A 25,641-nucleotide genomic window follows, 5' to 3' on the forward strand; every position below is an offset into this window, starting at 1 on the left:
TCAATGAACGCTTGGCAGGGAGAAAACATGACAGCAAAGGTGTACGAGTCCGCGGCGGACGCGGTCGCCGACATCGTCGACGGAGCAACGCTGGCCGTCGGCGGATTCGGTTTGTGCGGCATCCCCGACGTATTGATCGACGCGATCGCAGCAACGAGTGCAACCGACCTCGAGGTGTTCTCCAACAACTGCGGCGTCGACGATCACGGTCTCGGAATCTTGCTGAGCGCCGGACGTATCCGACGGGTGACCGCGTCGTACGTCGGTGAGAACAAGGAGTTCGCCCGGCAGTACCTGGCCGGCGAACTCGAAGTGGAACTGACGCCGCAGGGCACGCTCGCCGAGCGTCTGCGCGCCGGCGGAACCGGAATCCCCGCATTCTTCACACCGGCCGGAGTGGGTAGCCCCATCTCCGACGGCGGAATGCCCTGGCGCTACGACGCCGACGGCTCGATCGCTATTGCATCGCCTCCGAAGGAGACTCGCGTCTTCGGAACCAAGCGTTACGTGATGGAAGAGGCGATCAACGCCGACTACGCACTCGTGCACGCTGTTCTCGGTGACACCGACGGCAACCTCGTGTTCGACAAGACCGCGATGAACTTCAACCCGCTCGCCGCGATGGCGGGACGGGTCACCATTGCTCAGGTGGAACGTCTGGTCGAGCCCGGTGAAATCGACCCGGCATCGGTACACCTGCCCGGAGTCTTCGTGCAGAGAATTGTGCACACCGGCCCTCAGAACAAGCGAATCGAAAAGCGAACCGTCAGCGCTTCGGAAGGAACCTCACGATGACCGCACCAGTGACAGTGACGGGTTGGACGCGCCAGCAGATGGCAGCGCGGGCGGCTGCAGAGATGATCGACGGCGAGTACGTCAATCTCGGAATCGGTCTTCCCACACTGATTCCCGGATACCTGGGCTCGGACGTTCGTGTGGTCCTGCACTCGGAGAACGGAATTCTCGGCACCGGACCGTATCCCACCGAGGACAACGTCGATCCTGACCTCATCAACGCCGGCAAGGAGACCGTGACCGTCAATCCCGGTGCGGCATATTTTGATTCGGCTCTCTCGTTCGGGATGATCCGCGGCGGCCACATCGACACCGCCGTTCTCGGCGGCATGCAGGTGTCGAAGACGGGTGACCTCGCAAACTGGATGGTCCCCGGCAAGATGGTCAAGGGCATGGGCGGCGCAATGGACCTCGTCCACGGTGCCCGGCGTGTCATCGTCGTCATGGAGCACAACGACCGCGACGGCAACCCCAAGATCGTCGACGCATGCACCCTGCCCCTGACCGGCCAGGGCGTGGTGAATCGGATCATCACCAACCTCGCCGTCATCGATGTGAGCGACGAAGGCCCACTCGTCCTGCGTGAACTCGCCCCCGATGTCAGCGTCGAAGACGTTGTCGCCGCGACCGGCACCGAACTGAAAGTTGAACTGGCATGACCGACACGACCACTGTGATTGTTGCGGGAGCTCGTACCCCGATGGGTCGACTCCTCGGATCGTTGAAAGACCTCTCCGGGTCCGACCTCGGCGGCATCGCCATCAAAGGCGCCCTCGACAAGTCCGGAGTCGCCCCCGAACAAGTCGACTACGTCATCATGGGACAGGTCCTCACCGCCGGCGCCGGCCAGATGCCCGCCCGCCAAGCCGCCGTCGCCGCCGGCATCCCCATGAACGTCCCCGCCCTGAGCATCAACAAAGTGTGCCTCTCCGGCATCGACGCCATCGCCCTCGCCGACCAACTCATCCGCGCCGGAGAATTCGACATCGTCGTCGCCGGCGGGCAGGAATCGATGTCCCGCGCACCCCACATGCTCGAAAAAAGCCGCGAAGGCTTCAAATACGGCGACGTCACCCTCCGCGACCACATGGCCTACGACGGCCTCCACGACATCTTCACCGACCAGGCCATGGGCCTGCTCACCGAACAAGTCAACCAACAAGAAACCGCCCACATCACCCGCGCCGAGCAGGACGCCTTCGCCGCCGCCTCACACCAGAACGCGGCCCGCGCCTGGAAAGACGGCCTGTTCGACAACGAAGTAGTCCCCGTCTCCATCCCCCAACGCAAGGGCGAGCCCATCGTCTTCGCGCAGGACGAAGGCATCCGCGCCGACACCACCACCGAATCCCTCGGCAAACTGCGTCCCGCGTTCAGCAAGGACGGCACCATCACCGCCGGCTCCGCCTCCCCGATCTCCGACGGCGCCGCCGCCGTGATCGTGATGAGCAAAACCAAAGCCGAAGAACTCGGCCTGACCTGGATCGCGGAAATCGGCGCCCACGGCGTCGTCGCCGGACCCGACTCCACCCTCCAGTCCCAACCCGCCCGCGCCATCGCCAGGGCCTGCGCCAAGGAAGGCATCGACCCCACCGACCTCGACCTCGTCGAAATCAACGAAGCGTTCGCCGCCGTCGGGATCGCCTCCACCCGCGAACTCGGCCTCGACCCCGCCAAGGTCAACGTCAACGGCGGCGCCATCGCCGTCGGACACCCCCTCGGCATGTCCGGCGCCCGCATCGCCCTGCACCTCGCCCTCGAACTGCAACGCCGCGGCGGCGGCATCGGCGCAGCCGCACTCTGCGGCGGCGGCGGACAAGGCGACGCACTCATCATCCGCGTCCCCAAGGCGTAATTACTTCATCCTGACCAGACAGGTCGCCGAGCCCTCATCGTGCTCGGCGACCTGTCTGTTTCATGTCGGAGGCTAGTTCGGATCAAGCGTCGTCAAACGGTTACGCAACAACTTCTCGATCTCCGAACGTCGGTATCTCCGATGTCCGCCAAGCGTTCTCAGAGTGCCGACCTTGCCCTCCCTCGCCCACCTGGACACCGTGGTCCTGTCGACATGGAACAGTGCGGCAACCTGTTTGGTTGTCAGCCATTCGTCGACAGATGCTGCGTGCTCTTCTTCTCGGCTCATTGACAGTGATTCGTAGCCGTAGCGTGGATGGATGGGTCCGACAATGAATTGGCAACCCCTGGCGCGCTGTGAAAGACTCGCTGCAAAACTTTACTATTCCTTGGGGAAAATATGTCGAAGTCGGTAACTCTGATCCGTTCCACATCACTCTCATCGGTCGCTGAATACGCCTATGCAGCAACGGCTCCCGCCGAGGCTCGACTGATCTTCCTGGCCGGATCCTGCCCGTTGAACGAGGACGGCTCCACTGCCGCCATCGGCGACTACGCAGGACAGGCAGCCAAGGCCGTCGACAACCTGAGAACAGCTCTCTCGGACGCGGGCGCGTCCATCACCGACGTGATCAACACCCGCGTCCTGGTGGCGTCGAGCAATCAAGCCGACCTCGTTGCTGCGTGGGAGGTAGTCCGCGACGCGTTCGGTGATCACGACGCCCCAAGCACTCTGATGGGTGTGACCGTTCTCGGTTACGACGATCAACTGGTCGAGATCGAGGCAATCGCGGCCGTCGTCGACTGAACTCGAACCGAACCGGGCGTTCCTACCGGGGATCTTCGTGAGCAAGGGCCTGGTAGCCCTTTGCCCCCGCACGATCCACAGCTGCTCGCACAACAGCGAAGATGGCTCCCTGCAGGGCGGCGGCGATCAGGACTTCCTTACTCGACCTGCTCAAATCTTTTGGCTCGGGCGCATTCTTGTCGTCACCGATGCGCTTCCACACCTGTTGGAAGACGGCGCCGGCCAGAATGCCGCCGAGGACGCTCGTCGCCAGTGAGAGTGGCTTGTACATCGCTTTCGATACTGCGCTCATTGCGCGGATCCTCCATGGTTCGATTCGTACCGCCTGAGCGGGCTGACCGACTCTCACTACCCCGCAGGCGAACTGTCGAAACATTGCACCGGCGCGGCGCGAAGTTGACTGTCGCACGTTATGTTCCACGGTTTGCCATTTCGCGGGCCGGGTAGGATCGTCTTAGCGAAAGAAGGTTGTGTAAGTCATGGAAAACTACAGAATCGAACTACCGGACGGTACTACGGTGATGGAAGATTTCGTCTCGGATCGCGCCGCCATCGCATACGCGGTCGATCTGAATCACGGTTGTAGCGAGAAAGTATCGGTATTCCGTATCACCGACGAAGGGGAAACCATCCCGACTCGGATGTGCCCCAAGCCGAATCCTGGTTCGCGGCGTCGCGCGCGAAGCGTCCGATAGAAACCGGTCAAGAAGCGTCGAGGCGGGGGAAGAGCGTTTCTCTTGCGAGCAACAGCAAGGCCGCAGCGACCGGAATCGCCAGCAACGCACCGACAATACCGAGCAACGCTCCGCCCAACAGGACCGCGACTACAGTCACCAACGCCGGGACCGCTACCGTCTTCCCGATGATCTTCGGAACGAGCAGGTAGTCCTCGAGCAGACGTAACGCGATGAAGAATGCAACTGTCGCCAATGCCGTTGGGACAGAGACTGTCAGGGAGACCAGAGCGACGATAACCCCTGCGATCGTGGAACCGACTATCGGGATCAGATCGAGCAGAGCGACCAGCAGCGCCAGGATCAACGGGTACGGCACGTCGAAGATCAACAACCACGCGAAGGTGCACACTGCGGTGATCACGGAGATCAGAACATTGCCGAGGACGTACCCACCCACACCTGCCAGTATCTGATCACCGATGGCGATGGCTCGGGGCCGCCGCGAATGTGGCACCAGCCGATACAGATTCGTGCGGATTCGTGGATAGTCGATCAAGAAGTACGTCGTCAGAACAGCAACGATTCCGGCGTCGGCGACTGCGCTGAACACCGCCCGCCCCGCACCGAGCAAACCCGTCGCGAGCGCAGAACCCGAACCATCCAGTTGTGTGGTGAGGTGCTGCTCGAGGTGATACTTCTCGTCGAGGTCGTTGACGATCGGGTACCGGTCACGAATGTGTGTCAGGAGTTCGGGAGCGTGCGATGCAAACTGACGTCCCTGCTCGACCAGCGGGGTGATCGCAGCAACGAGAAACAGCGCCAACATCACTGCAATTCCGAGGAGTACCACGGTGACTGCGATCCAGCGCCGGAAATGTCTCCGCTCCAGCCAGACGATCATCGGTTCGATGCCCACCGCGAGAAACAGCGCGACCACGATCAGGATCAGCATGCCTCGCGCCGCAAGCAGCACTTCGATCACCGCATAAGTCACGGCAACTCCGGCCGCGGCGCTCAGACCGATGAAGAACGGTGACCGACGGTCGAATCTCGGTCCGGGCTCACCCAGCGGCCGGACAGGCGTCGCCAATGCTGCGGCTTCGCGTTCCGCTTCCGCCATCGGATCTACGGCTTGGACTTCACTTTCGGAGTCCGGTGATCGGTCTGCGGAACTGGGATCCATTCAAGCCACCTCACGATCCGCGCGACTTCCCGGCACGGGAGTGAGTACCCGTGCCGTAGTCGGATCAACCTCGGGACCTCTCCGCTCCGCTTCGGGTCAGTGCCAGCCCGGTTCCCACAACTCCGATGATCGACACTGCGATGGCGATACTGGGCCAACCGTCGCTCTGCCAGTAGACGTCGTCGAGAGTGATCAGCAACGCGGCCTCGTCGACGATGAGCCCGAGTGCAATACCCAACGCGATGCCCATCCATGTTCGTGCGCGAGGGCTTCGGTCTACGAGGCCGAAGATCGCCACCCCGGCCAACAGGAGGATTCCCCACAGGTAATGGTGAAGGTGCGTCCCACCGGCACTGATGTCGCCGACGTCCCTGGTGTCGATCTGGATCAACCAGGTCACCAGACGTGCTCCACCGAACGTCAGTGTGAAGGCCACCCACGCCAACACCAAACCGCGGCGTGACTCGTCAACTTGATTCCATCTGCGAGGAAACCTGAATCTCTCCACAGGTTTCTCTTCCGCATGATCTCGAGAAAGCATCCTTCATGTTTACCCGACGCAGCTCAGAGCGATAATTTCGGGTAGAGACACCGAAAATCAATTGGAGAACGAAAAAGCGGCACTCGATCTCCGAAGAGATCAGGTACCGCCTTCTCAGCTACTCGCGCAGTATCGATCAATACCAGACTTTTCGTCCGCCCACTGCACGCCCGGTAGCACCGAGGATGGACAAAACTGCACCTACGACGACCAAAATGATGCCGACGGTGGTCAGAATGCTCAACCCCGTGAAAAAGCCGATCAACGCCAGAATAATGCCGAGAACAATCATGTGAGAACCTCATCCGGTATGCGTATAGAAATGATCTACTCAACTGACGCTACTACAAAAACTTCACAATCAAGAAATCCGATAATCGACATCATCAATACGAAACTCGTATCACTACCCAATAATGTCGGCGTTAAAACATTGGCCTTTCTTTTTCTTATCCCTCACGGTTCGATGCCTTCGATCTTGGCCTCGACGGCCGGCGTGATGTGGCTCAACACGCAGCGCCAACGACCGTCTCGCCGGGCGAACACGTCGGTGGTCCACTCCTCGGCGTCGTACTGCCTTCCGTCGTAGTGCGCAGTATTGGTGATCCGCGTGGTGAAAAGCGCAACGTCACCGAAGAAACGCACGCGCGCGCGCCCGACGCGATCCATCGCCGAATGAGTCAGGTCGCCAGAGGCCACGAAACCCAGAAACTCCGCCTTGGTGGACACCCCGGACTCCGAGACGATCACCCAGTCGTCGGCCATGAAGTCGCCGATCCGTTCGGCGTCGTTCGAGCACATCGCGACGTTCCACTCGTCTGCAGTTGCAGTCAGCACCGCTGTTTCCTGATCCGACATGGCCTCTCCCTCTACCGTCGTCACCCTCGGCGGGTGATGCCTCGACGGCAGGGTTCCCGCAAGGTGGACGTCGAACCGACGAACTACGAGAGGGCAGAGATGACAGACACCAGTCGCACCGAGCTTGCAGCTCAGGCGTACATCTACGGATTTCCCCTCGTTTTCAATCTCGACCAGGTCCATCGGTACGTTCACGACGGTGTCGGAGCGAACCCCGCCGCACCTTTCAACACCTTCAGTCACGCCCGCACACTCGCCGGCCCGGCAGATACTTTTGTCACGATCAACAACGACACCGTGTATTCCATGGCGCAGATCGACCTTTCTGTCGGCCCCGTTGCGCTGCACGTCCCCGATACCGATGGCCGTTACTACGTCCTCCAGTTCGTCGACGCCTGGACAAACAATTTCGCTTACGTCGGGCACCGTGCCACCGGCACCAAGAGCGGAGACTTCCTTCTCGTCCCACCCACCTGGACCGGAACCCCGACCGCCCAGACCACAGTGATCAGATTTCCCACGACCGTTGCATCGATCGTCGGTCGGTGGGCGTGCGGCGGCGACGACGACCTCCCCGCCGTGCACGCCTTGCAGGACGCCACCACCCTGACCGTCGTCGACTCCGCCGGGGCTCCGGCCGGTCTACCGGTCCCCGACTCCGAGGTCAGCCAGGACCTCCTCTTCCTCGAGAAACTCCGCATCTGGTCGCAGGCCTTTCCGCCGGCCCCGCGCGATCGAGAACTCCAGGATTCGTTCTCACCGATCGGAGTCACCGAGCACGGGGCCTCTCCCTATGTATCGCTGTCTGCCGACGACGCTGCGGCGCTCGCAGACGGGTTGACCGCCGGAGAGAAGAATCTGCACGAAGCACTCACGCACGGCTCCAGCCCCGAGGCCAACGGTTGGAAGCTGACTTTCCACGCCTTCGACTACAACCTCGACTACTTCGAGGTCGGTGCAATCGACGATCCACAATTCAAGATCGCCGATCCCAGGTTGCGAATCATCGAACGAGCGGCGGCGGCCAAGGGCGGGCTGTGGGGCAACCACCCCTACGAAGCGGCGTACATCATGACCTACGTCGACGATCAGGGAACGCAATTGAACGGAAACCGCACCTACACGATCAGACTCGACCCCACTCCGCCGGTGAGCGCCTTCTGGTCGCTGACGATGTACTCGGTGCCGGACTTCTTCCTCGTGGCGAACCCCATCGACCGATACTCGATCGGCGACCGCACTCCCGGCATCGTCCACGACGCCGACGGTGCGTTGACGATCACAATCAGTCACGAGGAGCCGAAAGATGCCACGGCGAAGGCGAACTGGCTCCCCTGCCCGCGCGGAGACTTCCGACCGGTCCTGAGAATGTACGAACCTTCGCCCGCCGTACTCGATCAGTCCTACGTCGTCCCCGCTATCACTCGCTCGCGAGAATGACGGCTCACGTCTGACGGCCTGCCCCAGGCCAGGCCGTCAGACGGACACAGAATCAGGCGTGAGTGCCGCCGTCCACACGGATCTCCGTGCCGGTGATGAAGGCACCATCGTCGGATGCCAGCATCGCGATAACTCCCGCAACACTTTCCGGCCCGGCCATGGGAGCACCACCGGACTCCAGATCAGTGCTCAGAATTGGCGACAGCTTGCCGAAGAGCGACCAGTCGGTGTCTTCCGGCAGGTACGACGCCGTGGTGTCGGTGATCCCGCTCTTCACACTGCCCGGAGCTACCGCGACGGCGCGCAGACCCTGCTTGCCGTATTCGAGAGCCAGTGCGTGAGTGAAGGACTGGATTCCTCCCTTACTCGCCGCATATGCGGCCATGTACGGGTGCGCGAAGGCTGCGGAGGTGGAGCTGAAATTCACCACCACTGCGTTGCCGGTGGCCAGGAGAGCTGGCAGTGCCTGACGAGTGACGAGGAAGGTGCCGGTCAAGTTCACGGAGATCACCCGATTCCACAAGTCCAGTGAGGTCTCGTGGGTGTGCCCGCCTCGCAATATCCCGGCGGCGTTGACCAGTACGTCCAATCCCCCGAGAGCCGAAATTGCCTGACCCACAACCGTGATGACGGAACTCTCGTCACCGATATCGACGACGACGGTGTCGAGACGACCCTCCGTCGAAGCATGTTCAGCCGACCTCCGGGTGTCTGCCAGACCCTTCTCGGAGATGTCGGCAGCGACCACGCGGCCACCTTCGGCGAGCAACCGCAGCGCGGTGGCCTGCCCGATTCCCGATCCTGCGCCGGTGACGAGAATACGACGACCTTCGAAACGATTCATTGCTGTGTACCTTTCACGAAAACGAGTTGGCTGGTAATCCGGGCTCGGCGGCGCCGACACTCACAACTCACCCGCGAGAAACTTCAGGTACGGGAAATACGCAGCACTGCAACAGGTGTGGCACTGCGAAATCTCAGCGAGGTAATGCTCGCCGAAGTGGCGAATGTCAGACGGATCCGGCCGGTGCGGCCAAGGCTCTTTCGATCCAGACAAGACCAGAGGGGCGGCGGTCGATCGCCTTACGCCCCCGGCGGAATGTCGCTACGCCGAATCGGGCCGTGCGCAGTGCACGGCCGGAATCGAGAGTACAGCGGCGTATGGACATCACAGGCACCGTAGCAGCGCGAGTACAAGTCGCTCAAACGCGTTGTTCGCGACGCAGGTTTGATTCAGGTAATCAGATGTCACTTCTGGACAACTGTGCCAACTTAGGCAGCACTAACCTGATGGCATCTCGAAAACCCGATCCAGGAGCACAGTCGATGACACATGCAGACGCCACGAGCACAACAACTCCCCGGGCGAGCGTCCTACGAACCGCTGACCACAATCGCGGACTCAACGACGTTCTCGCCGTCGTCGAAGCAATGGAGCGACCGAGCGACCACCTGCTGCGGATCACGGCTCGTTTGACGGAGTCGACCGGCGATCCGACCTGGTCACGCCCGAACGTCACCGTACGAATGAATCTCGGGCCCAATTTCGACGACGCTTCGCGTGTGTACACGGTGCGTTCCTACGATTCCGCCACCGGATCGATCGTCATCGACGTGGTCCTGCACGGACAGACCAGCCCGATGATGAGGTGGGCAGCGGCGTTGACCATCGGTGACACCTTCGGTCTCACCGGTCCGCGACCACACTTCTTGGTCCCCGACGTTCCAGGTCGACGGATCGCACTTTTTCTGGACGGCACCGCAATACCTGCGCTGTACTCGATCATCGAGCAGCTACCTACCGACGTGGTCGGAATCGGCTGGGTCACAACAGATGACGAGGTCGCTTTCGCCGAACTGCCCGCCCTCCCCGGCCTGGAGCTTCACCGCGTGAGCGCAGATCTCGCCGAGCCCGACGGCCCACTGGCGGTACGAGCACGCGAGCTCGCCGATCCCGCGAGCTACGTCGTGTGGGGAGCCGGTGAACGCAACGAGATGCGCGCAATCCGTAAGCACTTTCGGTCGACCGTCGGACTCGACAAAGACGAAGTCGCGATATTCGGTTACTGGAAGCGCGGCATCAGCAACACCGAAATCGACCTCCGTCGGCGCGAGAACTACGAGCGAATCCTCGCCGGCGGTGGAACCCTCACCGACATCGACGACCTGGCCATCGAGATCTGATCGCGTACACCGGCCGACCTGACCGGCCGTGCACTGCGGTGATAAGTTCCTCTGTGCCAGCGGACCTCCACACAGGGGGTCAGGGAATCCGGTGTGAATCCGGAACTGACGCGCAGCGGTGAGGGTGACCGCCCGGGCTTACGCCACTGGATGAAAATCTGGGAAGGCGCTCGGGTGGGGCGATCTCGAGTCCGAATACCGGCTGGCAGCAGGGGTCAACAGGCGCCTGTTCACACGGTAACGGGCTCCGCGAACGAGCCCCTGCGAGAACGAGATTCCATGCGTCTGTCCAGACTTCGCCTACCCGCCGCTGCCGTCGCGGCCTTGTTGAGCGCGTCGTTGGTTGCCTGCTCCTCCGACGACAGTGCTGCCCGACAATCCAACTCTTCCGAACAATCGCACGTGACAGTCCAGAACTGTGGCCGAGACGTCACGGTGGAGCGACCGATCGAACGGGCGATCGCGGTAAATCAGCCTGCGGCCGAAATGCTGTTCGCACTGGGAGTTCAGGACCGGATGGCCGGCTACGCCATGAGCGACGACGACGTACTCCCCGAATTACGTGAGGCACGCGGTCAGGTTCAAGCTTTCGACACCGAGTTCCCGTCCTTCGAGAGTGTCCTCGAACGCGAACCGGACATGGTCTACACGACCTTCAATTACACGTTCACCTCGGAAGGCATCGCCGACCGGACCAAGTTCACCGACCTCGGGGTCGCGACGTACCAGTCGCCCAGCGAGTGCACCGGTCAGGATGCCGAGCAGAGCAAGGCCCTCACACTCGACGACTTGTACGCCGAAATCGGCGACGTGGCAACACTGTTCGACGTCAAGGACAAAGGTGTCGAGCTGACCGAGAGTTTGAAGGATCGCGCGGCCACCGCCACGGCGTCGCTGGGAGCCGAAAACGTGACGCTGGCGTGGTGGTATGCAGCCACGAAGACTCCGTACTTCGCCGGGTGCTGCGGTGCACCGGGAATCATGACCGACGCGGTGGGCGCGAAGAACGCCTTCGACGACAATAAACAGTACTGGCCCGAAATCGGTTGGGAGAGTGTGCTCGATCGAGACCCGACCGTGCTGGTGCTCGCAGATCTCGACCGCGGCGGAGACGGCGACAGTGCCGCAGACAAGATCGCGTTCCTCGAATCGGACCCGGTCGCCAGCAAGCTCACCGCAGTGAAGAACAAGCGTTACATCATCCTCGAGGGAACGACGATGGATCCCTCGATCCGCAATGTCGGTGGCATCGAACAGCTCTCCGACGGGCTGCGCCAGTTGGGTGTGGTCTAGATGTCCGCGGAGATCAGTGAACTGGTGCGTCAGTGGGACGACCAGCAGGCGGCATACATCGCCGACCGCGAAAAGCGATTCGACGCGATTCTCGACGTTCTCGAATTGCAGTACGCGCACACCCCGTTCACGGTTGTCGACGTGGCCTGCGGACCGGGCTCACTGAGCGCCCGGATCCTCGAGAAGTTCAAGCACGCGACCGTTGTGGGGATCGATTACGACCCGATGCTGCTGGAAGTCGCCCGTCAGTCGTCGACTCGTTTCGGAGACCGACTGCAGCTGGTCGACGCAGACCTGCTGAGCACCGATTGGCCGACTTCGGTGACTGCACCGGTGCAGGCGATAGTGTCGACAACAGCGCTGCACTGGTTACAACCACAACAGCTCGTCGAGGTGTACCGGCAGTGCCGCGAACTGCTGAGTCCTGACGGAGTCCTGCTCAACGGTGATCACTTTCGCTTCGACAGCCGCTTCCCTGTCATCGGTCGATGGGCGAAGGCTCACGACGAGCAGACGCAACGCTCCGCCTTTGCTGCCGGTGCTCCCGAGTGGGACAGCTGGTGGGACGAGCTGCGGGCAACTCCCGGCATCGGACCACTGACCGACGAGCGAGAGCGCAGATTCGCCGGACGCGACGCTACCGCGCCCACTGCCGTCGACTTCCAGTTGGCGGCGCTCGCGCAAGCAGGTTTTCGAGAGTCGGGAACGGTCTGGCAACTGTTCGACGACTACGTGGTCTACGGCGTGAGATGACGACAAGAGTTCGCCTGCGTGACAACCCGACGACCGTCACCCTGCTGTGGGTGATCGGTGTTGTCACACTGGCCGGGTCGGCCGCCGTGGCGATCACGTTGGGGCCGGCCGGTCTTTCGGTCGGCGAGGTGGCCTCGATCGTCGTCGGCCATCTCGGCGGTACCGCGGCGGACGTCACCCCTATCCGCGACGGCATCGTGTGGGATCTTCGTCTGCCACGTACTCTGCTCGCCGCGCTCTGCGGTGCGGGCCTCGGGCTGTGCGGGGCGATCATGCAGTCTCTGCTTCGCAATCCACTGGCTGATCCTTTTGTCCTCGGTATCTCGTCCGGCGCCTCGACCGGTGCCGTACTGATCGTGATCCTCGGAGTGGGGTCGGGGGTGATCGGCTTGTCGAGCGGCGCCTTCATCGGCGCGGTGATCTCCTTCGCCCTTGTGTTGCTGCTCGCCCATGCGGCCGGCGGCACGCCGGATCGGGTGATCCTGGCCGGAGTCGCCGCGACCCAACTGTTCTCGGCGCTCACCTCGTTCATCGTGATCACCTCGGCCGATCCCGAGCAGACTCGCGGCGTGATGTTCTGGCTCCTGGGCTCACTCGGCGGCGCCGACTGGCTCGACGTCGCGCTCTGCGCTGCGGTGGTCGCCGTCGGCCTCGTGGTCTGTCTGACTCACTCCCGCGCACTCGACGCCTTTGCCTTCGGCGAGGACGCGGCGTCGTCGCTGGGGGTGAACGTGTGGCGGGTGCGCGTGACCCTGTTGTTGGCAACAGCTTTGATGACGGCGGTGATCGTGAGCGTCGCAGGCGCCATTGGCTTTGTGGGCCTCGTCCTCCCGCATGCGGCACGGGCTCTCGTCGGTCCGAGCCATCGGCGACTGCTGCCCGCGTCCGCACTGATCGGCTCGATCTTCCTGGTCTGGGTCGACGCCGTGGCACGTACAGCCATTGCGCCGCAGGAACTCCCGGCCGGTGTGGTAACCGCGTTGGTCGGCGTGCCTGCGTTTGCCGTCATCCTCTGGAGACGAAAGGCCAGGCCATGACACTCGAAGCGGCCGGCGTCAGCTGGCGGGTCGGCGGGGCGCTCATAGTCGACGCCCTCGACGTGTCCCCCACCGTCGGAAGTACGGTGGGGCTTCTCGGCCCCAACGGTTCGGGAAAATCGACACTGCTGAAACTGCTTGCCGGGCAGAACCGTCCGACAATCGGGGAGGTGACCCTGGACCGAACTCCGTTGCCTGACTGGAAACGCCGAGATGTCGCGCGTCGGATTGCCACCGTCGATCAGCACAGCAACACGGAGATCGACCTGACGGTAGCCGAGGTCGTCGAATTGGGTCGCACCCCGCACCGCGGATTGTGGGGCGGGCATTCAGGTTCCGACCGCGACGCCGTCCGCGCGGCGATCGAACACACCAACCTCTCCGGGATGCTCGACCGGTCGTGGCACACCCTGTCCGGCGGGGAGCGCCAACGCGTGCAGATCGCGCGCGCCCTCGCTCAGGAACCTCACGAGTTGCTGCTCGACGAACCGACCAATCACCTGGACATCAACCATCAACTCGAATTGCTCGCGCTCGTGCGTCGCCTGCCCACCACCACGATCATGGCATTGCACGATCTGAATCTGGCCGCCATGTTCTGCGATTCGATAGTGATGCTGAACCGTGGCTCCATCGTTGCCCACGGAAGCCCGACCGAGGTCCTCACCGCCGACCTGATAGCCGAAGTCTACCAGGTCGATGCCGAAGTCCGCCTGGACGGTCCCGGCGGAGTACCCACCGTGAGATACCTTCCACCCAGCTCGGATTAGACGCACGCAGATCTGTCATTCACGCGAGAGCATCGCCACTGCTTCGCGTTCGAGGTCGACGTACGGTTCCCCACTGACGTCGATCGCCACCCGGCTGAGCGTTCCACCGGTAAACGCCCATGGTGAGGTACCCGGGTAGTCGTCGGTCACAGGCTCCCCGCTGTCACGGCCTGCATTGAGCCCTTCGCCGCCGCCGATGCTGAACTTGCCTGGCTGAGTGCGGATTCTGCCCTCACCGACTTTACGATCGCCGTAGTAGAGGCCGAGCACCCCGTGCGCAGTGCCCGGCGGATCCTCACCTTCCTTGTCGAAAGTTGCTGCCAAGATTACATTTTCGCCGATGGGAAGGTCTTCGGTGGCATCGATATTCTGCTGTTCACTGCCGAGGAAGTTGTACACGTAATGCAGTCGGTTGTCCTTGACGTACAGCGAATGACCACCGAACCTGCCACCATGAGAGAAGAGCACGCCGGCCGCACCCGGTTCGGCCAAGTCGACAACTGCCCCGATCGAGTATGAACGATTACGAAGGTTGACAGCGACGGCTTCCGGTACCTCGGCTCCCCCTGGACGGTAGACGTACCGGTTGCGCGGCGGAGCCAGCTGGGGGCGAGGTGTGGTGAGGAGTTCGACGCCGGACCGATCATCCAGTGGCAGAGCTTGATTGGCGCCGGCCTCGTGGAACCACAACCCCACGAGCTCGGCGAGCCTGCCGGGTTCTTCGCCGGAAAGGTTCCGGAGCTCGGCTCGGTCCACCTCCGTGTGGTAGAGCTCCCAGGTGTCTTCGGAGAAATGACCCCACCCGCTCAGAGTCGGGTGCGTGGTGACGGCCTTCCACCCGTCATGCCAAATCCCTCGTCCTCCGAGCATCGAATAGAACTGGGTGTGCTTGGCGGTGGGGATGTTGCCGGCGTCGAAGCTGTACCGCATGCTCACGCCTTGGATCGGGTGCTGGGTGTATCCCTTCACCGTGTCTGGCAAGTCGACACCGACGCAGTCGAGCAGAGTCGGGACGACGTCGATGGCATGGTGGTACTGATCTCGAATCTCGCCTCGGGCGTCGATGCCCTCCGGCCACGAGATGATGCAGGGGTCGCAGGTTCCGCCGTTGAACGAGTACCGCTTCCACATCTTGAAGGGCGTGTTGAACGCCATCGCCCACCCGTTGGGATAGTGGTTGTACGTCTCGGTGCTGCCCAACTCGTCCAGCTTTGCCAGGTTCTCGGCGAGGTCGTCGGGTACCCCGTTCGCGATTTTGTTCTCGTTGACTGAACCGTCGGGTCCGCCCTCACCGCTGGCACCGTTGTCGGAAACCACCACGATGATCGTGTTGTCCAGCTGCTCGATTTCTTCGAGGTATTCGAGCAGGCGTCCGATCTGATCGTCGCAGTGCGAGAGGAAGCCCGCGTACACCTCCGCCATCCGTGAGAACAGTCGCTGCTCGTCAGCGGAGAGGGTGTCCCAGGGGCGGGTGAAATCCAGCGGCGGGAACGGTTCGCCGTCAGGTCCGGTGCGGGTGTCAGGAGTGCCTATCGGGTTGAGTGAGGGCAGAGTCGTGTCGTTCGGGACAAGTCCCATGTCCTTCTGCCTCGCCAGAATCTCATCCCGCATGGCTTCGTACCCTGCGTCGAACCTGCCCGCGTAGCGATCGGCCCATTCGCGGGGCGCGTGATGTGGAGCGTGTGCGCACCCGGGTGCGTAGTAGAGAAATACAGGCCGGTCCGGAGCTATCGACTTCACGTCGCCGATGTATTCGAGCGCTCTGTCGGTGATGTCGACGCTGAAGTGATACCCCTCTTCCGGCGTCGACGGCTGTTCGACGGGGTGGTTGTCGTGGACGAGGTCGGGATACCACTGATTGGTCTCGGCACCGAGAAAGCCGTAGAACCGCTCGAATCCGCGACCGATCGGCCAATTCCGTTTCGTGGAAGCAAGATTCATCTCGTCTTCGGCGCAGAGGTGCCATTTCCCGACCATCGCGGTACTGAACCCCTGCTCGACCAGAACCTCGGCGAGCGTGGCACATTCGGGAGGAATGTGACCGTTCCCGCCGGGAAACCCGACCGCGCACTCACTGATGCAAGCCATTCCGTTGGTCGTGTGGTTCCGGCCGGTGAGCAGACACGATCGCGTCGGTGAGCACAGCGCTGTGGTGTGCCACTGCCCGTACCGCAATCCGTTGCCCGCGATGCGGTCGATGTTCGGCGTCTCGATCGGTCCCCCGTAGCAACCCAAGGCGCCGAATCCGACGTCGTCGAGAACGATGTAGAGAATGTTAGGCGTGCCGGCGGCAGCCTTCGGCTGCTCGTACGGGCTCCAGTCGGGAATCGAATCGCGAATATCGAGGTTGACGACGCCTTTGAATGCGTTGGCCATGACCTGGCTCCTTGTAGGTGATCTGAATGCCAGCCTCTACGGCTGCATGGTCAATCGCATACCCCGATTGTGCTCACCGAAGCGCTGTCGCCCGAAATGGGCGATGCCATCTTCGGCAGGAGGTCCGAGTATGAAAGTGCCGGGTCTGTCATCGCCTCACTGGAAGCCAGGGACCACATGAGCAGTCAATTCGTTGAAGCCTCCACCTCCGATAACTCTGACCCGCTTCCGAGCTGGCAGGACGGCACGCCGAAACAGGCCATCAGGCAATTCGTCGAACGCGCGACGACTGAGGGAAGTCCGGACGAAATCGCACCGGAAGACCGGATCGCAGTCTTCGACAACGACGGAACCCTGTGGTGTGAGAAGCCGATGCCGATCCAACTCGACTTCATCTTGCGCCGCCTCGTCGAGATGACCAACCAGGATCCGACTCTTCGCAACCGTCAACCGTGGCAGGCGGCGTTCGAACAGGACTACGTCTGGTTGAACGATGTGATCTCGAAGCACTATCGCGGCGACGACAGCGCACTGAAGGTGCTCGCGGCCGGTGTCCTGGCGGCATTCGCCGAAGTCACAGTCGACGAATTCGAAACCCACGCCGATACCTACCTGCGCACTGCTTCGCATCCCACTCTCGATCGCAAGTATTTGCACTGCAGCTATTCGCCCATGGTGGAGTTGCTCGATTACCTTGCTGCCAAAGGCTTCTCCAACTACATAGTCTCTGGCGGCGGACGTGATTTCATGCGGCCGATCAGTCAGGAGGTCTACGGCATCCCCCGAGATCGCGTCATCGGCAGCGGCGTGGCATTGACGTGGAAGGACGACGGCCACAGCGGCACGATCCTTCGTCAGCCCCAAACCGATGTCGTCGACGACGGGCCGGCCAAGCCCGTACAGATATGGAACCGAATCGGCCGACGACCTGTCATCGCGGCCGGAAACAGCAACGGTGACCTACCGATGTTGCAGTTCGCCGAACACCCGAACATTCCGGCACTTCGTCTTCTGGTGCTCCATGACGATCTGGAACGCGAGTTCGACTACGTGGACGGAGCCGAGCACGCACTCAACGTCTCGCGCGCAAACGGGTGGACAGTGGTGAGCATCAAAAACGACTGGAAGGCAGTCTTCGAACCACTCGCCGAATGACAGTATGGACGTGTGACCCTCGATGATGTCGCCGACGAACTCTACGGCCTCGACCCCGGCGAGTTCGTCGAGGCGCGTACAAAGCATGTGAAGGCTGCCCGGGAGGACAACGACCGCACACTGGCCGCGGAGATCGGAAAACTTCGGAAGCCAACCACCGTGGGATGGTTGGTCAATCTCATTTCGCGCAATCTATCCAAAGATCTGGATGCACTTCTCGCGCTTGGCGAATCGCTACGCGACGCCCAACGCCATCTCTCAGGTCAGGACTTGCGACGGCTGACGACACAGAGGCAGCAGGTGGTGCGAAGTCTCGCCCACAAATCCGGTGAGATCGCGGCTTCGCGTGGAAAGAATGCCGGCGAGGATGCGTTACGTGATGTCGCGCAGACCCTCAATGCCGCCCTGTCCGACGAGGAGACTGCCGCGCAGGTCCGACTCGGACGAGTTGTTACCGCTGCCAGTTACAGCGGTTTCGGGCCGGCGGGACTTGCTGTAGTGGAGGAGGATTCCGTACAAGATGCCCCTGCGATCCACACCGAAGACAGCGCTCCGGCCAAATCCACTGCTCCGGATCGCAAGGCCGAACAAGCCAAGGCGAAAGCAGAATTGACGGAAGCCAGGGCAGACCTCGAGAAAATCCGACGACGGGTCAAGGCCGAGACCGCCCAGTTCGAGGATGCCAGGTCAAAGCTGTCCGACCTCGACCGCCGCATCGAAGAACTCCGCGCCGATCTCGAACACGCAGAACAGGAACGACAGTTCGCCAAGAACACCGAGAAGGCTGCCGGTGTCGCGGTTCGAGAGTCCGAGGATGAGCTTCGCGAGGCCGAGCGCCGGGTCGACGAAGCAGAAGAGGGCCTTGACGAGACGGAATGAGTTGCACGTTCGGAGATCTTGACCTCTACAGCAGTTCAGGTTCTAGCGTGATTTCATGACATTCACCCGAATCGAACTCGACTACCTGGCCACACAGACTCTCGGACGCCTCGCGACGGTTCAACGGAATGGAACGCTGCAAGTCAGTCCGGTCGGATTCCACTACAACCCGGATACAGCCACGATCGACATCAGCGGTTACAACATGACGGGCAGCCGTAAGTTTCACAACGTCGCGGAGAACGGGCGGGTCGCGTTTGTCGTGGACGACATCGCATCTGTAGATCCATGTCGGGTCAGGTGTGTCGAAATCCGTGGACGGGCAGAGGCTTTGGATGTTACGGGTGCTGGTGCGCATGGTCTCGACGCACCGATCATCCGTATCCACCCCGAACGCATCATCAGCTTCGGCCTCGACGACAAAGAACTGGACGTCCACCAGTTGGTCGTGAACGGACGTGACGTCTGAATGCCCAAATCGAATTGATCAGCCTGCGGCGGCTTCTAGTTCACTCAGTGATTCCTCGAGGTGACCGAGAAGCCGCTGCAGGTGCGGAACATTGCGGCGGCAACCGACGAGACCGAACTGCATGGTGTCCGCATAGCCGATGACGGTGATGTTCATTGCCTGCCCGTCCAACGGAATCGATGCCGGATAGCAGCTCTCGAGCTTCGCGCCGTTCCAGTATCGCGTCGTCGTCGGGCCGGGCACGTTGGAAATCACCAGATTGAAGACTGGGCGCCCAGTGATCAGTCGGGATGAACCAGGGATCAGCGGCAACCCGAGGCCCGCGACGTTCAATGCACTGAGCGCCGTGATCTGAAGGGGCGTCAGGCCCGACATCAGGGACTTGGCGCTACTCATCGAGTCGTGAACTCTCTGAAGTCTGGCCGCCGGATCCGCCAATTCGGTTGCCAGATCACACAACACCGCACCTACGGCATTGCCGGAAGCCTCACCCTCAGTGCCTTTACGAAGTGATACCGGCACCATCGCGATCAACGGTTTGTCCGGCAACTCGTCCAGTTCGATCAGGTATCGCCGTAGCGCGCCCGCGCACATAGCCAACACCGCATCGTTGAGCGTCACGTCTGCAACGCAACTGACCTTGCGCAGGCGCTCGATCGGCCACGACTGCGCGGCGACACGCCTCGCGCCGGCGATCGGGACGTTGAAGATCGATTTCGGAGCAGCAAACGGCAACGGTGCGACGTGGTCCTTCACTGCCGAGGCAGCGGCGTTCACTATCGCAGGGCCCACCCCGACCACATCTTGCACGGTCTCGATCACGGAGCCCACCCGCCTCTGCAGGTCCAGCCCGCGACTGGCTCGAACCCGCCCCGAAGAAGGTCGCTGCGCCCACGGAGGCAACGATTCTCGATCGAGCGGGTCCGACGAGAGGCTGCGGTACCACGCCTGAACAGCAGACACACCATCCATGAGTGCATGGTGCGTCTTCATGTACACGGCAACTCGGCCGTCGGCGAGACCTTCGATCACATACGCCTCCCACAGCGGCCGATGCCGATCGAGCAGCGTGCCGTGGAGCATGGAGGTCAGCTCGAGCAATTCGCGGACTCGTCCCGGCTTGGGCAGCGCGAGCAACCGGACGTGATACTCGAGATCGACATCCGTGTCTTCCGTCCAACGCACCGGCGCGAAGTTCGACAAGAACTGCACCGGCTTGCGGCGGAAGAGGGGGCGAATCGAGTCGACGTCGGTGAGCGAACGGTAGAGCGACCTGGCGAATTCGCCGTCATCTCCTTCCGGCGGAACGAAAAGCGACAGTCCACCGACGTGCATGGGATGCTCTCGTGACTCCATCAGCAGGAACATCGAGTCGAGCGGCAGCATCAGCGTCATGGCGATCCGTTCTCTCGGGCAGCTGCCCGGAGTACCGATCAGCCGCTGTTCGACAAAGTTACTCGCCCTGACTTCCCTCATTGGCGACTCCGACAAAACATTGCCCCCTCGATTTCGACAGGAGTCCGATATTCCCGTCGACGAACGCCTTTTCGGGTCGTAGCACCTCACAGAGATTCGTGGGTGAATGACGAGACACAGAGCACTGCAACAAATTTCAATCCTCACAGCCACAAGTAGTAGCGAAGGCGATCGCAGTAATACTTTTGTCGGAATTGTTTCAAATTGTCTGTACATCCAAGTCACACGTGACTACCGTCACTCATCATCACAATCCCGACTGGTCGGTTGTAACCAAAGGAGAAATACATGTCCCGACGTTCGACGTCGCGTGGGCTTTTCGGCGCACTCGCCACCGCAACTGTGTTCGCCACCGTCACAGCGGTGGGAAGCCTGTCAGCAAGCATTGCAGGAGCCGCCCCGGCAGCGGAGATCCCCTTCGGCGGTTGGGATTCATGTCCGATCGACAATCCCGAGACCAGCACCTGTATGGACGTCACGGTTACCGGCGGAAACATGAAGATCGGCAAGCTTTCCGTCGGCATTCCCGCCGGGGCGATGCGCATCGCAGGCGGAGTTGCATACCGGGAGAATCCAGAGGCTGAATTCGGATTCGACCAAGTCTTCATCCCACCGAACGACAACAGTCGGGGGATCTACGCCGAACCTATCGACATCCCCGGGGGCGCACTCGGAATCGACCTACCATTCAACAATCTCTTCGGACTGAACAAGGCCTCGGCCACCGTCGAGTCGACGTCTGCACTCCCCACCGTGGATGCATTTCAGCTTGGCGTGAAGCTACCCGTCAAATTGAAGATCGCGAACCCTCTCCTCGGCGGCAAATGCTACCTGGGCTCGGACAGCAACCCCGTTCAACTCAACTTGGATGTGACCGAATACGGCGTCCTCGAAGAGGTTCCAGGTTTCCCGGATACTGCCGTCGTTCGAAACACCGGGCACACCGGACAGCCCTTCGCCGTCCCGACAGCTTCCGGATGTGGCCCGTTCGGCGTTCTGAATCCAATCGTCAACTGGCGCGCCGGGCTTCCCTCGTCCACCACGTCCAACTCCCTCGCCACGACGAGTGACGTCTACAACATCGGTGCCGACAGCCTCAGGCCACAGCCGGCCGGCTCACCCGAACCCGCTGCCGTCATTGCCGAACGTAGCGCCAACTAGCAATCCAACCCACTGCCACAGAACCGTCATCGACGACAGATTGCCACCTCGAAACGGAGTTCACTTGTCCATGCGCACAATACGATTCAGAGCCACGCTCGCCGTCGTCGCAGCGGGAGTCCTCACTCTCGGGGCGGCGTCAACCGCGACGGCGGCCCCGCTGCCCAATGCGCCGTTCGGGGGCTGGGGAAAGTGCCCGATAGCAAATCCGGAGACAAGCACCTGTGTCGACGTCGTCGTCAAAGGCGGCGAAATGAACATCAACGGGCTCAAAGTACCGATTCCTTCCGGCTCGTTGAATATCGCCGGCGGTGTCGCCTATCGCGAGAACCCCGACGCAGAATTCGGGTTCGACCAGATCTTCATTCCTCCCACTGACGGCACCAAAGGCGTCTATTCCAGCCCCATCGAGGTACCAGGAGGAATCTTCGGGCTCGGTATACCGTTCCCCGGCGGCTTGACCACCATCAAGGCAACAGTCGAACCGGTCGCGTTGCCGACAGTCGACGCATTCCAACTCGGTGTCACACTTCCGGCAAGATTGAAGATCTCCAACCCCTTGCTGGGCGGCAACTGCTATCTGGGTTCTGCGAGCAACCCGATCATGTTCAAACTCGGAGTGTCCGAAAATGGTGTCCTGGAGGAAGTTCCAGGATTTCCGGATACCGCCGCCGTCAGAAACGTGACGCACGCCGACCAGACGTTCGCGGTACCGGGCGCATCTGGATGCGGACTGTTCGGCGCATTGAATTGGGCAGTCAATCTTCGCGCCAACGTTCCGTCTTCGAGTGGTCACAACTCGTTGACCACCACAAGCGATGTGTTCAACATCGGCGCCGACAGCCTGCGGACGCAGTAGAGCAAGCACCGGCGACTCACGAAGTATCACCGACAACAAGGAGATATCGATGTCCCATGCAGTTCGCCGCACCACCTTCGTCACAGCTGCCGCAGTAGCCGCGATCGCGGTCGCAGCCGGCACCGCTTCGGCTTCGACCGTCGTCACTCCCGCGGGACAAGCCGTGACTGCCTCGAGCAGCAATCTCAGTATCAAGACTGGCACGATCACGCTTACCTGCTCCAGCACGACGGGATCCGGAACCATCCCAGCGGCGCCGGGTAACTCCACCACCGGCACGGGCGGGATCAACGTAAACATCGGCACCCCCAGCCTGACCGGGTGCAAGGCTAACGGCCTACCCGCTGTGGTCACGACCTCCGGCTCGTGGCTATTGAACGTCTCGGCAGACACCGGATCGGCTCAGGGATCCCTGGTCATTCCTGCAGGAGGCGCAGTCGTCACGATGCCCGGATCCACGTGCACAGTCACCGTCGGGGCCAGCACTATCGGACCGCTGCCATTCGATATTCCCAACCAGCGCGTCGTGGCAAGCAACACCGGCACTGTGAACTACACGCGTACCGGCACCGGGCCCGTCTGCCCCGCCGCGGCCACTGGCACGGCAACCATGTCCGGCACACTGCAGTTCGCATCGGCCACACCGATCAACGTGACACCGTGACGATCGACAGCTAGACAATAGGGCTCGTTGGGGGATCGACGCTTCCGCCGCTCCCCCAACGAACGTCCTATGGACCGAGTCAGCACACGATCACCATCGGTTGCGCCACGAAGCGGACCGGCGCATTATCCATCTCCTGCTTCGGTGGCGTCGAGTAACGCACCGAGGGCGCGGTGGAGCTCGGCCAGTTCCCGCCCACCGGTTTTCGTCAGCACTTCCGTATTCTTTGCATCCAATTGGCGGACAATGTCTTTAGCGAGTTCTATGACTCGTTTCCCCTCGTCACTGAGATCGAGGCAAACGGCTCTCGCATCGCGACTGTCTCGTTCGCTGACAACAAACCCGCTCTTCTCCAACGCTCGCACGAGCTTGGATATGTAGATTCGCTGCAACCCCGTGTGCGCGGCGAGTTCTCGCTGACTAGGCCTCTCCCCCGCACTCACCAGACCATGGAGAGACGCGAGCACCGAATACTGGGCGTGGGTCAACCCGAGGTGCGCGATCGCTCGGTCAACCCCCGCCCGCCAGCGCAAGCCAAGGTGCCACACCAGCGACCCCGTCGTCCATATTTCTCGATCTTGCATTCAAATAGAATACATGGCTACTATCTAAATTAGGGTACATGGAAACTATTTGAGGAGTCGCAATGCCCACAATTCCCGTGCTCGACTCGACTGTGGCCTACCGCTCGTGCGGAGACGGAACACCCTTCGTACTTATCCACGGGAACCCCACATCCTCCTACCTGTGGCGAAACATCCTCCCGCAGATAGGAAATCTCGGCCAAGCGCTTGCCCCTGACCTCATCGGAATGGGCGCGTCGGGCAAACCGCCAATCGACTACGGTTTTCTCGACACCGCCCGTTACCTCGACGCATGGTTCGACCAGATGGAGCTCGACGACGTCGTACTCGTCGGACACGACTGGGGCGGGGCACTTGCACTGGACTGGGCTGCCCGCCATCCCGAACGCGTTCGAGGTGTTGCCTTCTTCGAAACGATCCTCCGTCCGATGACCTGGGACGAGCACTTCCCGGGAGACGCACGAGCGCGGGTCGAGGCCCTGAGAGCTCCCGGCATCGGCGAGACCAAGGTACTCGACGAAAACTTCTTCCTCGAAATTGCGCTTCACAGAACAGTTCTCGGAGAACTGTCCGAAACCGATGCCGAAACCTATCGCGCCCCTTACCCCTCGCCGGAGAGTCGCCGGCCCCTTCTCGAGTGGCCACGGTCCTTCCCCGTCGAAGGAAGTCCCGGCGACGTGAATGCACGAGTGGCGGCGTACAGCGATTGGCTCGCAGAAAGCAGCGAGGTACCCAAACTCCTTCTCACCTTCAGCGGCCCCGCCGAACTTCTCATGATCGGACCTGACGAAGTCGCGTGGAGCCGATCGAATATCGCAAACCTCGAGGTGAAACAGTGCGGTCCCGCAGGACATCTCGCCCCCGAGGATCAGCCTGCGGCCATCGCGGCGGCGATCACCGAATGGACACAGCGGCAACACTGCTTCAGCCGCGACTGAAGTGGGACCGTCGCCACGTTCTCTGAGCGCCGGTTTCCCCGACCCATGCGGTAGCGATCCAGACGGTGCTCCGAAATATGGGACCGACACCACCTCCGCCGGATTTGTCCGATATAACTAACTGGCGAGTACGCCGGTTGGGACGAGGTCGAGAACGAGGGGGCGTGTGTGGTGAACGAGGACGGGTTGGGGCGAACGTCGGGATCGGGGGCTCCACACCGGGTGGGCGGCTTTCTTTATCACCGCAACGGCGACCGGTGGGAGTGGTCGGACGAAGTCGCACGGATTCACGGATACGAACCCGACCAAGTGGCTCCGACGACGGAATTGATGCTCGCGCACAAGCATCCCGACGACCGAAGACACGTTGCCCAGACACTCCATGCCATCCGCACTTCAGGCGGCCCGTTCAGCAGCCGCCACCGCATCATCGACACCGCAGGGGACACTCACTCGGTAATCGTCGTCGGCGACAGCGTCGTGGACGAGTCGGGTGCTGTGGTCGGCAGCTCAGGCTTCTACATCGACGTCACCGAAACCCTGGACAGCACGGTGAAAGCATCTGTCGACGTGCTGGTCAACGAAATCACTGCTTCTCGCGGGGTGATCGAGCAAGCCAAAGGCATGCTCATGGTGATCTACGGAATCTCTGCCGATCGAGCTTTCGACATCCTCGTGTGGCGTTCGCAGGAGACCAACGTGAAACTCAGGGATGTTGCCGAGCAGTTGATAGTTCGCACGCTGGACGATTTCCGGGTCCCGACACTTCTGCGGACCCGGTTCGATCACTTGCTGTTACAGGGTTGAACTTCTAACCCGGCTGAACCACGAACTGGGAGATGCTTAAGGCGGTTCCCGTGGCTGGCTGCTCAACCTCGAGGAACCTC

General features: G+C 61.6%; 29 protein-coding genes and 1 riboswitch. Of the genes, 19 read left to right on the top strand and 10 right to left on the bottom strand.

Going from position 1 to position 25,641, the window contains the following annotated elements; genetic code table 11:
• The first annotated feature begins 27 nt into the window (after positions 1–27).
• Genes RE4_RS06885 through RE4_RS06895 form a run of 3 tightly spaced genes read left to right on the top strand, consistent with a single transcriptional unit; the run spans position 28 to position 2,650 of the window.
• Positions 28–795, top strand: coding sequence for a CoA transferase subunit A (locus RE4_RS06885; protein WP_153211317.1), 768 nt, complete (start codon positions 28–30; stop codon positions 793–795).
• The gene (locus RE4_RS06890) at positions 792–1,454 is read left to right on the top strand and encodes a 3-oxoacid CoA-transferase subunit B (RefSeq protein WP_020906493.1); all 663 of its coding nucleotides are present in this window, start codon (positions 792–794) and stop codon (positions 1,452–1,454) included. The genes RE4_RS06885 and RE4_RS06890 overlap by 4 nt, the downstream gene beginning before the upstream one ends.
• Positions 1,451–2,650, top strand: a complete 1,200-nt coding sequence (locus RE4_RS06895; RefSeq protein WP_060938303.1) for an acetyl-CoA C-acetyltransferase — start codon at positions 1,451–1,453, stop codon at positions 2,648–2,650. Before RE4_RS06890 ends, RE4_RS06895 begins: the two co-directional genes overlap by 4 nt.
• A 72-nt stretch (positions 2,651–2,722) precedes the next feature.
• Here the strand turns inward: RE4_RS06895 and RE4_RS06900 are convergent, their stop codons facing one another.
• A complete protein-coding gene (locus tag RE4_RS06900; RefSeq protein ID WP_021333209.1) occupies positions 2,723–2,938 on the bottom strand; it encodes a BldC family transcriptional regulator in 216 nt (71 codons plus the stop codon).
• A gap of 111 nt (positions 2,939–3,049) precedes the next feature.
• Between RE4_RS06900 and RE4_RS06905 the strand changes: the two genes are divergently transcribed.
• Entirely contained in the window at positions 3,050–3,457 is a 408-nt protein-coding gene (locus tag RE4_RS06905) for a RidA family protein (protein ID WP_019747226.1), read from the top strand.
• Positions 3,458–3,479: 22 nt separating this feature from the next.
• On the opposite strand, the gene RE4_RS06910 is transcribed toward RE4_RS06905, so the two are convergent.
• Entirely contained in the window at positions 3,480–3,749 is a 270-nt protein-coding gene (locus RE4_RS06910; protein WP_007734706.1) for a DUF4235 domain-containing protein, read from the bottom strand.
• Between the two features lie 187 nt (positions 3,750–3,936).
• On the opposite strand from RE4_RS06910, the gene RE4_RS06915 reads away from it, so the two are divergent.
• Positions 3,937–4,152: a hypothetical protein gene (locus tag RE4_RS06915; RefSeq protein ID WP_019747225.1), complete on the top strand. Its 216-nt coding sequence runs from the start codon at positions 3,937–3,939 to the stop codon at positions 4,150–4,152.
• A gap of 7 nt (positions 4,153–4,159) precedes the next feature.
• Here RE4_RS06915 and RE4_RS06920 read toward each other — a convergent pair whose 3' ends face one another.
• From RE4_RS06920 to RE4_RS06930, 4 genes are all read right to left on the bottom strand, one after another.
• Positions 4,160–5,317, bottom strand: a complete 1,158-nt coding sequence (locus RE4_RS06920; protein WP_029254636.1) for an AI-2E family transporter — start codon at positions 5,315–5,317, stop codon at positions 4,160–4,162.
• Positions 5,318–5,381: 64 nt separating this feature from the next.
• Complete coding sequence (locus tag RE4_RS06925) at positions 5,382–5,858, bottom strand: hypothetical protein (RefSeq protein WP_029254635.1); 477 nt, start codon at positions 5,856–5,858, stop codon at positions 5,382–5,384.
• A gap of 136 nt (positions 5,859–5,994) precedes the next feature.
• Positions 5,995–6,150, bottom strand: coding sequence for a DUF6131 family protein (locus tag RE4_RS31240; RefSeq protein WP_003945564.1), 156 nt, complete (start codon positions 6,148–6,150; stop codon positions 5,995–5,997).
• Positions 6,151–6,314: 164 nt separating this feature from the next.
• Positions 6,315–6,716, bottom strand: coding sequence for a nuclear transport factor 2 family protein (locus RE4_RS06930; RefSeq protein WP_029537656.1), 402 nt, complete (start codon positions 6,714–6,716; stop codon positions 6,315–6,317).
• A gap of 99 nt (positions 6,717–6,815) precedes the next feature.
• On the opposite strand from RE4_RS06930, the gene RE4_RS06935 reads away from it, so the two are divergent.
• Positions 6,816–8,156 carry a DUF1254 domain-containing protein gene (locus RE4_RS06935; RefSeq protein WP_060938364.1) on the top strand — a complete coding sequence of 447 codons (1,341 nt, stop codon included), beginning with the start codon at positions 6,816–6,818 and terminating at the stop codon, positions 8,154–8,156.
• Positions 8,157–8,208: 52 nt separating this feature from the next.
• Here the strand turns inward: RE4_RS06935 and RE4_RS06940 are convergent, their stop codons facing one another.
• On the bottom strand, positions 8,209–9,000 hold the full coding sequence (locus RE4_RS06940; protein ID WP_020968659.1) for an SDR family NAD(P)-dependent oxidoreductase: 792 nt from the start codon (positions 8,998–9,000) through the stop codon (positions 8,209–8,211).
• Positions 9,001–9,482: 482 nt separating this feature from the next.
• Here RE4_RS06940 and RE4_RS06945 point away from each other — a divergent pair, with 482 nt between their 5' ends.
• From RE4_RS06945 to RE4_RS06965, 5 genes are all read left to right on the top strand, one after another.
• A complete protein-coding gene (locus RE4_RS06945; protein ID WP_060938304.1) occupies positions 9,483–10,340 on the top strand; it encodes a siderophore-interacting protein in 858 nt (285 codons plus the stop codon).
• A gap of 40 nt (positions 10,341–10,380) precedes the next feature.
• Positions 10,381–10,561: riboswitch (cobalamin riboswitch) on the top strand.
• A gap of 58 nt (positions 10,562–10,619) precedes the next feature.
• The gene (locus tag RE4_RS06950) at positions 10,620–11,633 is read left to right on the top strand and encodes an ABC transporter substrate-binding protein (RefSeq protein WP_020968657.1); all 1,014 of its coding nucleotides are present in this window, start codon (positions 10,620–10,622) and stop codon (positions 11,631–11,633) included.
• Positions 11,634–12,386 carry a class I SAM-dependent methyltransferase gene (locus RE4_RS06955; RefSeq protein ID WP_060938305.1) on the top strand — a complete coding sequence of 251 codons (753 nt, stop codon included), beginning with the start codon at positions 11,634–11,636 and terminating at the stop codon, positions 12,384–12,386.
• Positions 12,383–13,423, top strand: coding sequence for a FecCD family ABC transporter permease (locus RE4_RS06960; protein ID WP_020906481.1), 1,041 nt, complete (start codon positions 12,383–12,385; stop codon positions 13,421–13,423). The genes RE4_RS06955 and RE4_RS06960 overlap by 4 nt, the downstream gene beginning before the upstream one ends.
• Positions 13,420–14,193, top strand: coding sequence for an ABC transporter ATP-binding protein (locus tag RE4_RS06965; protein WP_019747215.1), 774 nt, complete (start codon positions 13,420–13,422; stop codon positions 14,191–14,193). The genes RE4_RS06960 and RE4_RS06965 overlap by 4 nt, the downstream gene beginning before the upstream one ends.
• Positions 14,194–14,208: 15 nt before the next feature.
• Here RE4_RS06965 and RE4_RS06970 read toward each other — a convergent pair whose 3' ends face one another.
• Positions 14,209–16,569, bottom strand: a complete 2,361-nt coding sequence (locus RE4_RS06970) for an arylsulfatase (RefSeq protein ID WP_060938306.1) — start codon at positions 16,567–16,569, stop codon at positions 14,209–14,211.
• A 177-nt stretch (positions 16,570–16,746) separates the two neighbouring features.
• On the opposite strand from RE4_RS06970, the gene RE4_RS06975 reads away from it, so the two are divergent.
• Genes RE4_RS06975 through RE4_RS06985 form a run of 3 tightly spaced genes read left to right on the top strand, consistent with a single transcriptional unit; the run spans position 16,747 to position 19,072 of the window.
• Complete coding sequence (locus RE4_RS06975; RefSeq protein ID WP_060938365.1) at positions 16,747–17,724, top strand: HAD family hydrolase; 978 nt, start codon at positions 16,747–16,749, stop codon at positions 17,722–17,724.
• Between the two features lie 12 nt (positions 17,725–17,736).
• Complete coding sequence (locus RE4_RS06980; RefSeq protein WP_060938307.1) at positions 17,737–18,603, top strand: hypothetical protein; 867 nt, start codon at positions 17,737–17,739, stop codon at positions 18,601–18,603.
• A gap of 55 nt (positions 18,604–18,658) precedes the next feature.
• A complete protein-coding gene (locus RE4_RS06985; protein WP_060938308.1) occupies positions 18,659–19,072 on the top strand; it encodes a PPOX class F420-dependent oxidoreductase in 414 nt (137 codons plus the stop codon).
• Between the two features lie 18 nt (positions 19,073–19,090).
• Here RE4_RS06985 and RE4_RS06990 read toward each other — a convergent pair whose 3' ends face one another.
• Positions 19,091–20,467, bottom strand: coding sequence for a WS/DGAT/MGAT family O-acyltransferase (locus tag RE4_RS06990; protein ID WP_060938309.1), 1,377 nt, complete (start codon positions 20,465–20,467; stop codon positions 19,091–19,093).
• A gap of 369 nt (positions 20,468–20,836) precedes the next feature.
• Between RE4_RS06990 and RE4_RS06995 the strand changes: the two genes are divergently transcribed.
• From RE4_RS06995 to RE4_RS07005, 3 genes are all read left to right on the top strand, one after another.
• A complete protein-coding gene (locus tag RE4_RS06995; RefSeq protein WP_019747208.1) occupies positions 20,837–21,709 on the top strand; it encodes a hypothetical protein in 873 nt (290 codons plus the stop codon).
• 70 nt (positions 21,710–21,779) lie between these two features.
• Positions 21,780–22,568 carry a hypothetical protein gene (locus RE4_RS07000; RefSeq protein WP_019747207.1) on the top strand — a complete coding sequence of 263 codons (789 nt, stop codon included), beginning with the start codon at positions 21,780–21,782 and terminating at the stop codon, positions 22,566–22,568.
• A gap of 49 nt (positions 22,569–22,617) precedes the next feature.
• Positions 22,618–23,232, top strand: coding sequence for a hypothetical protein (locus tag RE4_RS07005; protein WP_020968648.1), 615 nt, complete (start codon positions 22,618–22,620; stop codon positions 23,230–23,232).
• Positions 23,233–23,357: 125 nt separating this feature from the next.
• Here RE4_RS07005 and RE4_RS31835 read toward each other — a convergent pair whose 3' ends face one another.
• On the bottom strand, positions 23,358–23,816 hold the full coding sequence (locus RE4_RS31835; protein WP_169801337.1) for a MarR family winged helix-turn-helix transcriptional regulator: 459 nt from the start codon (positions 23,814–23,816) through the stop codon (positions 23,358–23,360).
• Positions 23,817–23,878: 62 nt separating this feature from the next.
• Between RE4_RS31835 and RE4_RS07015 the strand changes: the two genes are divergently transcribed.
• Complete coding sequence (locus RE4_RS07015; protein ID WP_060938310.1) at positions 23,879–24,754, top strand: haloalkane dehalogenase; 876 nt, start codon at positions 23,879–23,881, stop codon at positions 24,752–24,754.
• A gap of 168 nt (positions 24,755–24,922) precedes the next feature.
• Positions 24,923–25,561 carry a PAS and ANTAR domain-containing protein gene (locus RE4_RS07020; RefSeq protein WP_019747203.1) on the top strand — a complete coding sequence of 213 codons (639 nt, stop codon included), beginning with the start codon at positions 24,923–24,925 and terminating at the stop codon, positions 25,559–25,561.
• Positions 25,562–25,641 lie beyond the last annotated feature (80 nt).

Source organism: Rhodococcus erythropolis NBRC 15567, from assembly GCF_001552595.1.
Classification (GTDB): domain Bacteria; phylum Actinomycetota; class Actinomycetes; order Mycobacteriales; family Mycobacteriaceae; genus Rhodococcus_F; species Rhodococcus_F erythropolis.